The 15,693-nt window shown below is 72.4% G+C and carries 13 protein-coding genes; 4 read left to right on the top strand and 9 right to left on the bottom strand.

What is annotated here, in order from left to right; translation table 11 throughout:
- The first annotated feature begins 85 nt into the window (after window positions 1-85).
- Window positions 86-835 carry an SDR family oxidoreductase gene (locus IF54_RS0124005; protein WP_030322045.1) on the top strand — a complete coding sequence of 250 codons (750 nt, stop codon included), beginning with the start codon at window positions 86-88 and terminating at the stop codon, window positions 833-835.
- Between the two features lie 22 nt (window positions 836-857).
- Here the strand turns inward: IF54_RS0124005 and IF54_RS0124000 are convergent, their stop codons facing one another.
- The 8 genes from IF54_RS0124000 to fahA form a co-directional block, all read right to left on the bottom strand.
- The gene (locus IF54_RS0124000) at window positions 858-3,632 is read right to left on the bottom strand and encodes a fumarate reductase/succinate dehydrogenase flavoprotein subunit (RefSeq protein WP_030322044.1); all 2,775 of its coding nucleotides are present in this window, start codon (window positions 3,630-3,632) and stop codon (window positions 858-860) included.
- Window positions 3,633-3,643: 11 nt separating this feature from the next.
- Complete coding sequence (locus tag IF54_RS0123995; RefSeq protein ID WP_030322042.1) at window positions 3,644-4,468, bottom strand: ABC transporter ATP-binding protein; 825 nt, start codon at window positions 4,466-4,468, stop codon at window positions 3,644-3,646.
- Window positions 4,452-5,345 (bottom strand): ABC transporter permease, encoded by an 894-nt coding sequence (locus IF54_RS0123990; RefSeq protein ID WP_030322040.1) that lies wholly within the window; start codon window positions 5,343-5,345, stop codon window positions 4,452-4,454. Before IF54_RS0123990 ends, IF54_RS0123995 begins: the two co-directional genes overlap by 17 nt.
- 68 nt (window positions 5,346-5,413) lie before the next feature.
- Window positions 5,414-6,757, bottom strand: a complete 1,344-nt coding sequence (locus IF54_RS0123985) for an ABC transporter substrate-binding protein (RefSeq protein WP_030322038.1) — start codon at window positions 6,755-6,757, stop codon at window positions 5,414-5,416.
- Between the two features lie 16 nt (window positions 6,758-6,773).
- The gene (locus tag IF54_RS0123980) at window positions 6,774-7,001 is read right to left on the bottom strand and encodes a 4Fe-4S dicluster domain-containing protein (RefSeq protein WP_018568287.1); all 228 of its coding nucleotides are present in this window, start codon (window positions 6,999-7,001) and stop codon (window positions 6,774-6,776) included.
- A 31-nt stretch (window positions 7,002-7,032) separates the two neighbouring features.
- Window positions 7,033-7,818, bottom strand: a complete 786-nt coding sequence (locus tag IF54_RS0123975; RefSeq protein ID WP_030322036.1) for a GntR family transcriptional regulator — start codon at window positions 7,816-7,818, stop codon at window positions 7,033-7,035.
- A 213-nt stretch (window positions 7,819-8,031) separates the two neighbouring features.
- The gene (locus tag IF54_RS0123970) at window positions 8,032-8,973 is read right to left on the bottom strand and encodes a M56 family metallopeptidase (RefSeq protein WP_030322034.1); all 942 of its coding nucleotides are present in this window, start codon (window positions 8,971-8,973) and stop codon (window positions 8,032-8,034) included.
- A gap of 245 nt (window positions 8,974-9,218) precedes the next feature.
- The gene (gene fahA / locus IF54_RS0123965; protein WP_030322032.1) at window positions 9,219-10,436 is read right to left on the bottom strand and encodes a fumarylacetoacetase; all 1,218 of its coding nucleotides are present in this window, start codon (window positions 10,434-10,436) and stop codon (window positions 9,219-9,221) included.
- A 244-nt stretch (window positions 10,437-10,680) separates the two neighbouring features.
- Between fahA and IF54_RS0123960 the strand changes: the two genes are divergently transcribed.
- The 3 genes from IF54_RS0123960 (at window position 10,681) to IF54_RS0123950 (ending at window position 13,735) form a co-directional block, all read left to right on the top strand.
- Entirely contained in the window at window positions 10,681-11,919 is a 1,239-nt protein-coding gene (locus IF54_RS0123960) for a D-aspartate ligase (RefSeq protein WP_037820467.1), read from the top strand.
- A 51-nt stretch (window positions 11,920-11,970) separates the two neighbouring features.
- On the top strand, window positions 11,971-13,173 hold the full coding sequence (locus tag IF54_RS0123955) for an FAD-dependent oxidoreductase (protein WP_030322028.1): 1,203 nt from the start codon (window positions 11,971-11,973) through the stop codon (window positions 13,171-13,173).
- 271 nt (window positions 13,174-13,444) lie between these two features.
- Window positions 13,445-13,735, top strand: coding sequence for a DUF2795 domain-containing protein (locus IF54_RS0123950; protein ID WP_234439047.1), 291 nt, complete (start codon window positions 13,445-13,447; stop codon window positions 13,733-13,735).
- Window positions 13,736-14,265: 530 nt separating this feature from the next.
- Here IF54_RS0123950 and IF54_RS0123945 read toward each other — a convergent pair.
- Window positions 14,266-15,405, bottom strand: a complete 1,140-nt coding sequence (locus IF54_RS0123945; protein WP_037820465.1) for a glycoside hydrolase family 53 protein — start codon at window positions 15,403-15,405, stop codon at window positions 14,266-14,268.
- Window positions 15,406-15,693 lie beyond the last annotated feature (288 nt).

Below are 15,693 nucleotides of genomic sequence, written 5' to 3'. Positions count from 1 at the left end.
TTACCGGCACTCGACCGGTTCTCCTGACGGGCAGGAAAATGCCTGCCCATCCGGATGGATCCCACCACTCGCAAAGGGGCACACCATGAAGACCGTTCTGATCACCGGCACCTCGTCCGGGTACGGGCGGGAGACCGCCCTCCACTTCCATGCGCAGGGGTGGAACGTCATCGCCACGATGCGGACGCCGCGTCCAGGCGTCCTTCCCGAGTCGGACCGCCTCCGTGTCGTCGAGCTCGACGTGACCAGGCCCGAGAGCATCACCGCCGCGTTCGCGGCCGCGGGCCCCGTCGACGTCCTGGTCAACAACGCGGGCGTGCCCTCGATGGGCGTGTTCGAGGGCACCCCCATGGCCCGGGTGCGGGAGGTCTTCGAGACCAACACGTTCGGCGTGATGGCGATGACGCAGGCGGTGCTGCCCCAGTTCCGCGAGCGGGGCTCCGGCGTGGTGGTCAACGTGACCTCGAGCGTGGTGCTGGGGCACATGCCGCTCACGGCCGTCTACAAGGCCAGCAAGATGGCCGTCGAGGGGTTCACCGCATCCCTCGCTCTCGAGCTCGCGCCGTTCGGGGTGCGGGCGAAGACGGTCGAGCCGGGTGCCTGCCTGACGACGAACTTCGCGGCCAACGCGGCGAAGGGCGCCTCGCCGGACGAGCTGGTCCCGGCGCCCTACGCACCATGGGCGAAGAAGGCCATGGGCGATTTCACGGGCCAGGACCAGTTCACCAAGGAGAGCGACGTCGCCGAGACGGTGTGGCGAGCCGTGCACGACACGACCGGCCAGCTGCGATTCCCCGCCGGCGCCGACGCGGTCGCGCTCTCCCAGGCGAAGTGATCAGCGCCGGCCTCACCTCCGGTCACAAGGCGCGCGTGGCGTACGCCCTGACGTCCGCGTCCGGGTCCGTCGTCACCGTGGCCAGGGCCGCGCGGGCGTCCTCGGCGGCCGAGTGGCGGGTCAGTGCCAGGACGGCGGCCTTGCGGACGTCCGCGTTGGAGTCGGCCAGGGCCTTGGCGAGGGCGGGGACGGCCACCTCCGCGTCGGCGGCGGAAAGGGCCGTCGCAGCACCCGAGCGGACCTGCCAGGCGGCGGCCGACAGGGCGGTCACGGCACGCGCGGCGAGCGCAGGCGGGCAGCCGGTGGTGCCCAGTGCTCCAAAGGCGGCCCCCTGGACCAGGGCGTCGGCGTCCTCGGTGAGCCGGGTCAGGGCGTGCAGGACGGCGTCCAGCGGGCGTTGGGCCCACACCGTCGCCAGCGCCTTGGCGAACGTCACCCGGACCTCGCGGGACGGATCGGCGGTGGCGGCGCGAGCCAGTTCCGTCGCCGCGTCCACCGAGACCAGGGCGCGGACGGCCTCGATGCGGACGGGGATGTCCGCGTCGGTCAGGGCCCCGGCGAAGAGTTCCGTGTCACCGAGGCGCAGGGCGCGCAGCACATCGAGGGAGGCGGTGCGGACCACGGGGTCCGGTTCGGCCAGGGCGGCGGCGAGGCTGTCGCGCAGGGCGGGTTCGGGCGGGAGCGTCTCGACCAGCTCGCGCAGGGACGCGGCCGCGGTGGCGCGGACCTCGGGTGCGGGGTCGCGCAGCGCCTCGGCGAGGGCGGGGCCGGTGCCCGGCGGCAGCGTCTCGGTCAGCACGGCGACGGCCTCGCGCCGGACGGCGGGCGCCGGGTCGGTCAAGTAGGGCCGCAGTGCGCCGAGTTCGGGCTGTTCCTCGGCGAGGGCGACGAGTTCGAGGAGGCGGGCGGGGGAGTTCACCACTCCCGCCCCCACCTCCACCGCGGCTTCCACAGCCACCGCCACCCCCGCCCCCGGCTCCACCGCGACCGGCGCCCGATCCCGGCCCCCCGCCATGGCCACCTGCTCCGGATGCACCTCTCCGATGTGCCGGGAGGGCCCGCCGACCGGGGTGAACTCGTCGATCGGGACCAGGTAGGGGGCCACCGGACGGGCCGTGAACTCCATCGTGCCGGAGGGGGACTTGTGCAGGTCGAGATGGTGGAACCAGGAGCCGTCGTCGCGTCGGGGGTGGTCGAGGCGGTCGTGGTAGAGGCCCCAGCGGGACTCCGTGCGGGCCAGGGAGGCGCGCGCGGCCATCTCGGCGCAGTCGCGGATGAAGGTGACCTCGGCGCAGCGCATCAGCTCGTGCGGGGTGTGCGCGCCCATCGCGGCGATGTCGTCCCGCATCCGCTCGAAGTGCTCCAGGGCCAGGGACAGCCGGGCGCCGGACTTCGGCGGGGCCACGTAGTCGTTCACGAAGCGGCGCAGCTTGTACTCGACCTGCGGCTGGGGCGGGCCGTCCGGGTTGCGCAGCGGGCGGTAGATCAGTTCGTGCGCCGCGCGGAGCTGGTCGGGCGGCAACTCCCCTTCGTACGCCGAGTACTGGGAGGCGTCGGCGCCCGCGAGGTCGCCGAAGACGAACGCGCCGATCATGTAGTTGTGGGGGACGCAGGCGAGGTCGCCGGCGGCGTAGAGGCGGGGGACGGTCGTACGGGCGTGGTCGTCCACCCGTACGCCGGAGGCCGAGTGGCCGCCGCACAGGCCGATCTCGGAGATGTGCATCTCGATGTCGTGGGTGCGGTAGTCGTGGCCGCGGCCCTCGTGGAAGGTGCCGCGGGTGGGCCGCTCGGTGGAGTGCAGGATCGACTCCAGGGACGCGATCGACTCCTCGGGAAGGTGGCTCAGCTTCAGGTACACCGGGCCCCGGTCGGAGGCGACCTCGGCCGCGAACTCGGCCATCATCTGGCCGGACCAGTAGTCGGAGTCGACGAAGCGTTGGCCGTGCCGGTTGACCTGGTAGCCGCCGAAGGGGTTGGCCACGTAGGCGCAGGCGGGACCGTTGTAGTCCTTGATCAGCGGGTTGATCTGGAAGCACTCGATGCCGGTGAGCTCGGCGCCCGCGTGGTAGGCCATGGCGTAGCCGTCGCCGGCGTTGGTCGGGTTCTCGTACGTGCCGTACAGGTAGCCGGAGGCGGGCAGCCCCAGGCGCCCGCAGGCGCCGGTGGCGAGGATGACCGCGCCCGCGCGGACCGTGACGAACGCGCCCGTGCGCGTGTTGAAGCCGACCGCACCCACGGCCCGCCCGTCATCGGGAGCCGTCAGCACCCGCACCGGCATCACCCGGTTCTCGATGCGGATCCTCTCCCGCATCTCGCGTCGCCGCAGCTGCCGGTAGAGGACCTTCTTGACGTCCTTGCCCTCGGGCATCGGCAGGACGTAGGAGCCGGAGCGGTGGACCTGGCGGACCGCGTAGTCACCGTGTTCGTCCTTCTCGAACTTCACGCCGTACGACTCCAGGCGCTGCACCATGCCGAAGCCGCGGGTGGCGGTCTGGCGGATGGTGGACTGGTCGACGATGCCGTCGTTGGCGCGGGTGATCTCGGCGACGTAGTCGTCGGGTTCGGCGCGGCCGGGGATGACCGCGTTGTTGACTCCGTCCATGCCCATGGCGAGGGCACCGGAGTGCCGGACGTGGGCCTTCTCCAGCAACAGCACGTTCGCGCCGTGCTCGGCGGCGGTCAGGGCGGCCATGGTGCCGGCGGTGCCGCCGCCGACGACGAGGACGTCGCAGCGGATCTCCTCGGCGTCGGTGAGGGCGGGGATCTCCAGGGGCGTGGTCGAGGCGGAGGTGGTCACCGGGAGGCCTTTCAGGTACCGAGCGAGGAGAGGACGTCGCGCCGCAGGGCCAGGCGCGCGGGATCGTCGTGCGCCGACCGGTCGCGGGGGCGCGGGACGTCGCGTACGGCGGTGAGGCGGCCGCCGCCGAGGAGGGCGACGCGGTCGCCGAGGAAGAGGGCCTCGTCGACGTCGTGGGTGACGAAGACGACCGTGGCGCCGGTGCCCCGGAGCACCTCGACCAGCAGGTCCTGCATGCCGGCGCGGGTCTGGGCGTCGAGGGCGCCGAAGGGCTCGTCCATGAGGACGGCCCGGGGCGCTCCGGCGAGGGCGCGGGCCAGCTGGGCACGCTGGCGTTGCCCGCCGGAGACGCGGTGCGGCAGGTGCCCGGCGCGGTCGGCGAGTCCGACGCGGTCGAGCCAGGACTCGGCCTGGGCGCGGCGGTCGGCGCGGCGAAGGCCCTTGACGGCCAGCGGAAGTTCGACGTTGGCCCGCAGGGTGCGCCAGGGCAGCAGGGCGTCCTCCTGGAAGACGAGGGCGCGGTCGGCGCCGGGGCCGGTCAGGGGGCGGCCGTCCTGGGCGATCTCGCCCGCCGTCAGGGGGAGGAGGCCGGCCAGGGTGCGCAGCAGCGTCGACTTGCCGCAGCCGGAGGAGCCGACGACGGTGAGGATCTCGCCGGGGGCGATGTCGAGGCCGACGCCGGTGACCACGGGGGCGCCCGGGCGGCCGAGGGTGGCGTCGCGCAGGGTGAGACGGGTGCCGCGCGCGGCCTCGGGTGCCCTGACCGCCCTGGGAGTGGGCCTGCCGGTGGTCTCGGACTCGGACGAGGTGCGGGTGGTGTCAGACGAGGTGCTCATCGCGTGCCTCCTCGGTCTTCGGCGTGGCCGCGGGAGTGCCGGAGACCCCGGCGGTGACGGCGGCGCGGGCGCGCCGAGGCCGGACCCCGGTGTCGTACGACGCCCTCGGCAGCCAGCGCGTCAGGCGGCGCCCCAGGAGTTCCACGGCGGTGGAGGTGAGCCAGCCGAGGACGCCGATGGTGACCATGCCGACGAAGACGCCCGCGTAGTCGACGACGGTGTAGTCCTGCCAGGTGCGGTAGCCGACGCCGTACTGGCCGGAGATCATCTCGGCGGAGATCACACAGATCCAGGAGACGCCGATGCCGACGGACAAGCCGCCGAAGATGCCGGGCAGGGCGCCCGGCAGGACGACCGAGGCGAGGACCCGCCACCGGGCGCCGCCCATGGTCAGCACCGCCTCCTCCCAGACGGGGGTGAGCGCGCGGACCGCGTGCCGGGTGGAGACCAGGACGGGGAAGAAGGCTGCGGTGCAGGTGATGAAGACGATGCCCTGCTCGTTGGAGGGGAACAGGAGGATCGCGACCGGGACGAGGGCGATCGCGGGAACCGGCCGGATCACCTCCAGGACCGGTCCGAGCAGGTCCTCGGCGAGGCGGGAGCGGGCCACGAGCACGCCGGTGGCCACGCCGAGCACCGCGGCGAGGAGGAACCCGGTGAGGATGCGGGACAGGCTGTCGGTGAGGTCGGTCCAGTAGTCGGGGCCGGACAGCCGCTCGGCGAAGGCGCGGGCCACGTCGGCGACCGTGGGGAACTGCGAGAAACGCAGCCAGAGATCGACGTCCAGGCTGGTCAGCAGCTGCCACACGCCGAGGGCGGCCACGAGGGAGGCTGCCCTGAGCGCGTACCGGGCGGTTTTCGGCAGGGGACGGCTCAGGAACGGACGTCGGCCCGCGAGAGCAGGCCTGCCCCCGGCCCGACGCCGGCTGACCGACGGACGCCCGCTCACGACGCCTGCTCCAGCGCCCGGGCGTAGGTCACGGTCCGGGCTCCGGCGTGTGCGCCGACGTAGGCCCGCGCGGTTTCCGGGGCGACGAAGGGCAGCAGCCGGTCGCCGTCGGCCACCCAGACCGCCTTGTCGGCGAACCAGAGGGTGCCGGTGGTGGCGTCGGGGACGTAGGCGGCCCGGATGCCGTTCTGGTGCGCGGCCACGTAACCCAGTAGCTCGGCGGTGGACTTGAAGCCGACCGTCTTCTCGGAACCCTTCGGCCACACCTCGTTCGCCGCAGCGGGGGCAGGCGGCGTCGCCGCGAGGCGCCGGGCGTAGTCGGCGCCGAGGGCCTTCCTGACGTACTGGTCGTCGACGAAGGCGTCCACGTCGATGTCGCCGGTGAGCTTGGCCGCCTTCAGGACCGAGACGTCCTGCTTCAGCGCAGCGACCAGCTGGGGTTTGACGGCCGGGTCGAAGGTGGAGATGCCGTGGGCGCCGTTGTAGAGGTAGACGACCTCGGGGGGCAGGCCGGTGGCCTTGGCGACCGACTCGGCGGCGGCGACCGGGTGCTCGGTGAGGTAGTCGGTGGCCTCGGCCTGGGCCTTGAGGAACGCCTCCAGGACCGCGGGGCGCTGCTCGGCGAAGTCCTCGCGGGCGGTGACGCCGTGGAAGGTGGGCAGGTTCAGCTCGGCACCGTCGTACAGCGCCTTCGCCTTGCCCTGGAAGGTGAGGAGTCCGGGCCAGGCGACGAACTGGGAGAGCGCGTCCGTACTGCCGGCCGACAGGGCCGAAGCACCCACCGCGGGCTGCTGGTTGAGCTTCTCGATGCCCTTGTCGGGGTCGATGCCGGCCCGCTGGAGGGCGCGTACGAGGGTGCCGTCGGCGGCGGAGCCGACGCTGGTGGAGACCTTCCTGCCCTTGAGGTCGGCGAGGGAGGCGAGCTTCGAGTCCGGGGCGGTGACGATGGTGTTGAGGCCGCCGCGGAGGTTGTAGCCGGTGACGGAGACCAGGTGGGTCGGCTTGCCGAGCTGCTTGCCGCGGGCGGCGTTGATGAGCAGCGGGAAGTCGCCCATCGAGCCGATGTCGATCTTGCCCGCGGTCATCTGGGCGGTGATGGGTGCACCGGTGGCGTAGTCCTGCCAGTCGACCTTGTAGGTCTTGCCGTCGTGCAGCGCGTCGAGCTCCTTCTCGAAGTAGCCGAGGGAGCGCAGCAGGGTGCCTGCGGTGACGGTGTTGATGGTCCTGGACTGGTAGCCGACGGTGACGGTGACCGTGGAGCTGTCTCCGGCCTGGGCGCTGCCGCAGGCGGTCAGCGGCGCGAGCAGCAGGAGGCCGGCGACGACTGGCTTGGTCTTCATGGGAGTTCGGGACCTCTCACCGGAGCAGATAGGGCATGTTGACCGTGACGGCTCCGGTGGGACAGCGGGCCGCGCACGGGCCGCAGTACCAGCACTCGTCCACGTGCATGTAGGCCTTGCCGCTGCTGGTGTCGATGGCGAGGGAGTCCAGCGGGCACATGTCCACGCAGAGCGTGCAGCCGTCGATGCACTTCGACTCGTCGATGGTCACGGGCACGTCGGCCCGCTGGGGCGCCAAGGGCATGGCTGTCTCCAGGAAACGGCTCGGAAAGAGGTCAGAGGGAGCGGCGCAGTTGGCCGCTCATGGTGATGCGGTCGCCGCGGAAGCGGATGAACTCCAGGTCGACGGGGCGGCCGTCGGCGAGGTGGGTGAGGCGCTCCAGCATCAGGACGGCCGCGCCGCGCGGGGCCTCCAGCACGGCGGCGGAGTGGGCGTCCGCGTTGACGGCCTCCAGGGTGATCTCGGCGTGGCCGAGGCCCTGGCCGGTGATCGTCTCCAGGAGGCGGAAGACGTCGGTGTTCTCGAGGTCGGCGCCGAGCAGGGCGGTGCCGATGTCGAGGGGGATGTAGGTGAGGTCGAGGGACAGGGGCAGGCCGTTCAGCCGGCGCAGCCGCTCGATGCAGAGGACGTCGGTGCCGGGCGCGACCTTCAGGCGCTGGGCCACCGGGTGGGGGGCGGGGGCGGGGCCCATGGTGCGGACCTCGTTGGTGACCGTGCCGTGCTCGTGGAGGGTTTCCGCGAGGCCCATCAGACGGTCCAGGCCGTGCGGGTACTTCTGGCCGACGACGACGGTGCCGACGCCGGGGTGGCGGGCGACGAGTCCTTCCGCGCGGAGCAGGTCCAGGGCTTGGCGGACCGTGTTGCGGGAGGCGCGGTAGTCGGTGGCGAGGACGCTCTCGTGGGGGAGGGTGCCGCTGTCGAATCCCCCGGTGAGGATCTGGTGGCGCAGCAGATCGGCCAGCTGCCGCGCCTGGTCCGCACGCAGCCGGCGCCGGGCCCGGGCGGCGACGGTGGTCGCACCTTGGCCGGCGTGGTCCCGGATACGGTCGGTGGAGGGCATGGCTGGAACCATACCGAGCAGGTAGGAAAAGGAGTGTTGCCGCATTGTTGCGCCACCTGACGGTGCAACGGATCAGCGACTGACCTGCGGTTTCCTTCGCTGTGGGGTGAGATGTGCCACCTGAACAGGAAGGCGGGCCGGGGCTGGACCTCCCTAGGGGCGCGGGGAACTGCGCGACAAGCCCCCACCGGCCGGCGGCCGACGAGACAACCCTTACGCCAGCGCAGACAACCCAGGCCCGAACACAATCAGCAACGGCAACAACGGCACCAGCGCAGCCGTCGCAGACGTAAGCGCACGCTGCCGCCGCAACAACCTCGGCGGCGGCTCCAGCAACCGGTCCACCCGCTCACCCAGCAACCGATGACTGGACGCACACGACAGCACCCCCCGGTGCTGGTTCAGCGTGATCAGCGCGAGCGCCGTCGTCAGATGCCCGCACCGCCGCGACGCGGTGTCGTCCGCCGCCAGCTCCACCAACCGGTGCGTCTGGTCGCAGAAGTGGGCGAACAGCGGCACCCGCGGGAACCCCGTGGCCAGTGCCGTCGACAGATGCAGCAGCCAGTCGTGGCGGGCCCGCGCGTGCCCCCGCTCATGCGTGAGGACGGCGTCCAGCTGATGGTCGGTGAGCCGGTGCAGCGCCCCCGTGGTGACGATCAGCTGCGGCGGGCTCCCCGGCATCCACCACGCGTCCGGGTACTCGTCCTCCAGGACCAGCAGCGGCCCCCGCTCCAGCGTCCCGAGCCCCGGCGGCAGATCCGGTGCCCGCTCCCGCAGTTGCGCCCGCGCCGCGCCCCGGCGGCGCCGGGTCTCGACCAGCTCGCGGGCCAGCATCGCCGTCGTCCAGGCCGCCCCCGCCGTCAGCAGCAGGGTCGACACGACCGTCCAGACCGGCGCCGCCGAGAGGTCGTACGCCGCGGTCACGGCGGGCGGTGCCGGGGCGAACACATGGTCGCGGACCGTGTGGAAGACGGCCGCCGCCCCGAGGACCAGCGCGGCCAGGCAGCACAGCAGCACGGTGGCGACCAGGCACTGCCACACCCACAGGCCTACCACCGGTTCCCGTTCGGGCCAGGCGGCCCGGGTGAGCGCGCGCGGCACCGGCACGGCGGCCGCCAGGGCGACGGTGCTCAGCAGGAGCAGGCAGAGTGTCATGCCACGGGCTCCGGATCCTGATCGGAGACAGGGGAGGGTGGGGCTGGGTGACGAGGTGCTGCGGGGGCGGTCGCGACGCGTCCCACGCGGACCCCCCCCCGCCGCCAGTATGCCGTGAGGAGGCCTCCCGCGGCAGGACTCGGACAGTCCCGACCGCCCCGGACGCACCTTTCCGACACCCCCGGCACCCCGGCATCCCGGAGCCCAGGAACCTCAGCGCCCTCCCGCTCCGGCGCCCCCTCACCTCACTCCCCGCCCGGCACCACCCGCCCCACCACGTCCCCCAGACCCACCCGGGCCCCGCCCGGACCCGGCGCCCACGCCGACAGCGTCACCACGTCCCCGTCCTCCAGGAACGTCCGCTTGCCGTCCGGGAGTTCCAGCACGTCCCGGCCGTTCCAGGTCAGCTCCAGCAGGGAACCCCGCTCGTCCGCCGCGGGCCCGCTCACCGTCCCGGAGCCGTACAGGTCGCCGGTGCGCAGCGAGGCCCCGTTCACCGTCATGTGCGCCAGCTGCTGGGCGGCGGTCCAGTACATGGTGGAGAACGGCGGCCGGGACACCTCGTGCCCGTTGATCGCGACGGACATCCGCAGGTCGTAGCCGCCCGGCTCGACCTCGGGGACCGTGTCGTCCAGATAGGGCAGGAGCTCGTGCGTGCGCTCCGGCGGGGCCACCCGCGCCTCCTCCAGAGCGTCCAGTGGGGTGATCCACGCGGACACCGAGGTGGCGAAGGACTTGCCGAGGAACGGGCCGAGGGGGACGTACTCCCAGGCCTGGACGTCCCGCGCCGACCAGTCGTTGAGCAGGCACAGCCCGAAGACGTGCTCGCGGAAGTCGCCGAGCCCGACCGGCCGGCCCAGTGCGGACGGGACGCCGACCACGAAGCCGACCTCCGCCTCGATGTCGAGCCGCACCGACGGTCCGAAGACGGGAGCGGCGTCGGCGGGAGCCTTCCGCTGGCCCGAGGGCCGTACGACATCCGTGCCGGACACCACCACCGTGCCCGAGCGGCCGTGGTAACCGATCGGCAGGTGCTTCCAGTTGGGGGTCAGGGCCTCCCCGTCGGGGCGGAAGATCTGCCCGACGTTCCGGGCGTGGTTCTCGGAGGCGTAGAAGTCGACGTAGTCCGCGACCTCGAACGGCAGGTGCAGTTCGACCGAGGACAGCGGGCGCAGGAAGTCCGCGATCACCTCCTGGTGGGCCGGCACCGTCACCCACGCCGTCAGCGCCCGCCGTACGTCCGACCAGGCGGTGCGGCCGGCCGCGAGCAGCGGGCCCAGGGTGGGCCGGGCCAGCAGGTCGGCGTACGGGGAGCCGAGTGCGGCGGCAGCCGCGCCCGCGTCCAGGACGTGGTCGCCGAGCCGTACGCCGACGGTCCGTGGCGAGGACGGGGTGGAGAAGACGCCGTAGGGGAGGTTGTGGGGGCCGAAGGGGTCACCCTCGGGAACATCGAAGGGGGGCATGGGGTGCTGCCTCACTCTCGAACAGGCGGTGCCGGTGGTCGGGCCACACGTTACGGCCGAGCCACTGTTGGCGGGAGTGTCTGAAGGGTTGGCGATGTGGCCAAAGAGTTGGCAATGTCCCGTTAAGGGACGGTCGGAGGGGACCGTTCCGGCTTAGCGTCCTTTGCGAGACACGGACGGGATGGGTGGGGTCGCGTCCGTCGGGGGGACGCGTGGGGGGACCGTGGCCAGGAGTTCGAGCAGTGTGCCCTTCGAGGCCGACACCGAGGTACCGGCCTTGATCGTCAAGTTCGGCGACTACCCGCTGCACCACGGCGGGGTGGGCGCCATCCGCAGTCTGGGCCGTCTCGGCGTGCCCATGTACGCGATCACCGAGGACCGCTGGACACCCGCGGCCGCCTCCCGCTACCTCACCCGCGCCTTCGTCTGGCCGACGACCGGCACCGAGGACCCGGGGCGGCTGGTCGAGGGACTGATCCGGATCGGCCGCCGTATCGGCCGCCCCGCCGTCCTCGTGCCGACCGACGAGGAGGCCGCGGTCCTGATCGCCGAGCACCGCCGGGACCTTTACGGCCGCTTCCTCTTCCCGAGTGTGGAATCCGGCCTGCCGCGCCGCCTTGCCAGCAAACAGGGCCTGCACGAGCTGTGCGTGGAGCACGGCATCGCCAGTCCCGAGGCCGCCTTCCCGCAGTCGTACGACGACATCGTGGCCTTCGCCGAGAAGGCCCGCTTCCCCGTGGTGGCCAAGAACCGCGAGGCGTTCGTACGGCGCAGGCGGCCCGCGGTGGCCGGCACCACCCGCATCGCCACCCGTGAAGGGCTGCTCGCCCTCGCCCGTGACTGGGGCGAGCGGCCCGGGGTGATCCTCCAGGAGTACCTGCCCCGGGAGGACGCCGAGGACTGGATCGTGCACGCCTACTTCGACGCCAACTCCACCCCGCTGGCCCTCTTCACCGGCGTCAAGGTGCGTTCCTGGCCGCCGCACGCGGGCATGACGGCCAACGCCTACGTCGTCGACAACCCCGAACTCGCGGACCTCGCCGCGCGTTTCGTCAAGCAGCTCGGCTACACCGGCATCATCGACCTCGATCTGCGCTTCGACCGGCGCGACGGCCAGTACAAGCTCCTCGACTTCAACCCCCGCATGGGCGCCCAGTTCCGGCTCTTCGAGAGCGAGTCGGGGGTGGACGTCGTCCGCGCCATGCACCTGGACCTGACCGGGCGGGCCGTCCCCGAGGGCGAACAGCGGGCCGGGCACCGCTATGTCGTGGAGAACATCGACCTGCCCGCCCTGCTCGCCTACCGCCGCAGCGGCTATACGACCCCGCACGCGCCGAAGCGGCCCAGCGGGACCGAACTGGCCTGGCTCGCGGGTGACGACCCGCTGCCGTTCCTCACCATGCTCGGCCGCTTCGTACGGCCGGGCGCCAAGCACCTCTACCAGCTGTGGCGCACCAACCGCCGTGGCGGCCTCACCAGTTGACCAGCAGTACCACCACGAAGTGACGAAGTGAACGTCCTGGGGAGGGACTTCGTGATCCATCCGGTAGCAGTCATCGGCGCCGGGCCCTTCGGCCTGTCCACCGCGGCCCATCTGCGGGCGCGCGGCCTACCCGTGCGCGTCTTCGGCGAGCCCATGGTCAGCTGGCGCGACCACATGCCCGCGGGCATGCTCCTCAAGTCCACCCCGGCCGCCTCCAGCCTGGACGCGCCCCAGCCCGGACACACCCTCGCCCACTACTGCGACGCGGCGGGGATCCGGCGGCTGGTCACGGACGAGGACATCATCCCCGTGGAGACCTTCATCGCCTACGGCCAGTGGTTCCAGCAGCAGCTGGTACCCGAACTGGAGCAGGTGCGGGTGGTCTCCGTGGACCGCAGTGAGCCGGGCGGCTTCCAGCTCAAGCTCGACTCCGGGGAGTCCTTCACCGCACGGGCCGTCGTCGTCGCCACCGGCCTGTCGGGCCTGTCCCACCTGCCTCCGGAACTGGCCGCCGCGGCCCCCGACGGCCCGGCCCCCACCGCACCGCTCTCGCACAGCTCCCAGCACCACGACCTCACCCGGTACGCGGGCAGGGAGCTGATCGTCGTCGGCGCCGGCCAGTCCGCCCTGGAGACCGCCGCCCTCGCCGCGGAGGCCGGCGCGCAGGTCAGGGTGGTCGCCCGCGGACACGGCCGGGTGGCCTTCGGCGCACCCCCGTGGCGGCAGCCCAGGCTGCGCCCCGAGTCGCCGTTCGGCCGCGCCTGGTCGCTGTGGGCCCTGAGCTACTACCCGCACCCCTACCGCCTGCTCCCCGAGAGCACCCGCCACTACCTGGTGCGCCGGGTCCTCGGCCCGCTCGGCGCGTGGTGGCTGCGCGACCGGTTCGAGGGCAAGGTCCAGGTCACCGAGGTGGACCGGATCGTCACCGCGGACGGGACCGAGGGTCACCCGGTGCTGGAGGTCCTCGACCACTCCGGCCGCAAGGACCGCCTCTCGGCCGACCACGTCATCGCCGCCACCGGCTACCGCGTCGACATCGCCGCGATGGACTTCCTCGGCCACGAACTGCGCACCGAGCTGGCGGTCAGCCGCGGCACCCCCAGGCTCGGCGCCGGCTACGTCTCCTCCGTCCCGGGCCTGTACTTCACCGGCCTCCCGGCGGCGGCCTCCTACGGCCCGGTGATGCGCTTCGTCTGCGGCACCGAGTTCGCCTCTCCGCGGCTGGCCCGCCACCTGGCGGAGGCCCACGGCTAGTTTCGGCAGGCGTGGAGGTACTTCGGCCAGGGGACGCCCGGGGCGTACGGGGGTGCCGGCCCGGTACGCCCCGCGGTCGCCACGCACGTGAGACAGAGCCCCGGCGTCTCGCGGCCCGCCATCAGGACCGAAAAGGCGGCCCGCCATCAGGACCGAAAAGGGAGACCGCGGGACGAAAGGGCCGGCGGTGTCGGGGTACTCGGCGGCCGCCACACCCGCACACCGGAACGGAGAGCACGCCACGCCGCACGGCACGAGTGCCCGGGAGATCGTGAACGCACTGAAGGACGTGGACTTCCCGGCGACCAAGGACGAACTGGTGGAGGCCGCCCGCAGGACGGGAGGCGGCTCCGAGGAGATCGTCGCGGCGCTGCGCGCCATCCCGCCGGACGAGTACACGAACAAGGACGAGGTGGCGCGGTCGGTACGGGTGGACCCCGCATCCGGCCTCGGCCTGAGTCCCGCCCAGCGCGCCGAGCAGGCACGCAAGGGCGGCAGGCGCCAGTCCCAGCATCTGCGGGACGCGCCGAAACCGCCGGTCCAGGAGGAACTGGACGGCTGACACGAACGGGAGGAACGGCAGAGACGAGGACGGGAGAGCACGATGGTGCGCAAGAAGATGGAAGGCGACGAGGAGCAGCGCAGCACCGCGGCAAGCAGCAGTCGCGCCCCGGTGATCCGGCCGAGGAGCAGATCAAGGACCCGGCGGCGGTGGGCGCGGAGCGGACGTTCCGCGAGGGCGAGAGCCAGGAGTACACCCAGGAGCACGAGCGGGTGTTCCAGGCGGTGACGGCCGAGCAGGCGGCGCACGACGGTGATGCCGCCCTCCTGGACGACATCGCCCGGCGGCCTGACATACCGACGAACGAGACGCGGGCGCTGCTGCACGATCTGACGCAGGTGCACCGTCTGAAGCAGGTGCACCGCCTGACGCAGGTGCACCGCCCGGTGACGGAACTGGCGGGAGTCGACACCCCCGCCATGGGCCCCGCTGGGAGACCAAGCCCCGACTGTGACCTGCACCGTCACCCTGTCACGCACTGGCTCCGGACGCGCGAGCACCTGACGAGCCCCCGACCACTGGCCGCCCCGCTACGACCGATACCGCCCCAACGTCCCCAGCCCCGGCAGCTCGCGGTCCTCGAAGTCGAACAGGGCCAGGTTCTCCCACGCGTTGCCCGAGGCCGGGTTCGCCGGGTCCCAGCCGCTGCCCGCGCGGTAGGTCCACAGGCCCTCCCAGTAGCAGTAGCCGAGGCCCTGACCGTTCGGGACGCCCGCGGCGAGGTCGGCCACCGTGCGCAGCCACGCGGCCTGGCCGTCGGGAGTGGCGGGGAAACCGTCGGTCAGCTGCGAGGGGCTGTTCATGATGTCGTTGACGTCGTCCTCGCTCTCCAGCGTGAACGGGTACGCCGTCTCCGCGATCACGCACGGCTTGCCGTAACGCGCCGTGATGTCGGCCATGTTGGCGGCCGCGTCCGCGAGCGGGCCGTGCCAGAACGGGTAGTACGAGAGCCCGATGACGTCGAAGTCGACGCCGTACGACACGACGTTGTCGAACCACCAGCGGTACAGCCCGTTGTCGCCGCCGTTCGCCAGGTGCAGGATCGTGCGGACGCGCGGGGTGGTGTCGCGGGCTGCCCTCAGACCGGCCTTGAGGAAGGCGGTCATGGCGTCGAAGTGCTCCCAGTTGCCCTCCGGCCAGATGAGCCCGCCGTTCAACTCGTTGCCGATCTGCACGAGTTGGGCGGGCGTGCCCTGCCTGCGCAACGCACCCAGCACATCGGCCGTGTGGTCGTACACCGCCCTGGCCAGTCCCGGCACGTCCAGGCCCGCCCACGCGGCCGGCTTGGTCTGGTGCGCGGGGTCGGCCCAGCTGTCGGAGTAGTGGAAGTCGATCCAGATGCCGACGCCGGCCCGCTTCAACCGCCGTGCCAGCGCCAGGACGTGCGCCTTGTCGTTGTAGCCGTCGGCCGGGTTCACCCACACCTTGAGGCGGGCGTGGGTGACACCGGCCCGCGCGATCAGGCGGACCGGGTCCTCGCGGCGGCCCTCCGCGGTCCGGTACACGGCCCCGTGGTCCTCGTTCTTCGGCAGCGAGGAGATGTCCACACCCCGGATCTCCAGGCAGCCCCGCCGGCCTGACGCCGGTGCCGCGGTGGCCGGCGCGGCCCCCAGCACGGGAACGGCCAGCGCGGCGGCTCCGGCAGCGGTGAGAACACTGCGTCTGCGCATGTCAAAGAGTCCTTTCGCGGACGGCCACGGAGACACCGGTGATGCGGTGGCTTCGGTGGCCGGGGGAGAGCCGGGGAGACGTCGAGGGCGGCACGAGGAGGGTGACGAGGAGCGGGGCGACAAGGGTGACGAGGAGCGGGGCGAGGGGAGCCGGCGAACCGCCTGCCGATCACAGAAAACCCTCATTTTCTGTGATCGTGCACAGCTCCCCTCGCCCCAGTCGTGGGCGAGCAACAAGTAGGTAACCCCACACACTCGCCATTGACAAGGGCCCGAAACAATTCTCTA

Origin of the sequence: Streptomyces sp. NRRL B-3229 (genome assembly GCF_000719505.1) — a bacterium.
Classification (GTDB): Bacteria; Actinomycetota; Actinomycetes; order Streptomycetales; family Streptomycetaceae; genus Streptomyces; species Streptomyces griseorubiginosus.
This window is presented reverse-complemented; position numbering and strand designations above follow the sequence as displayed.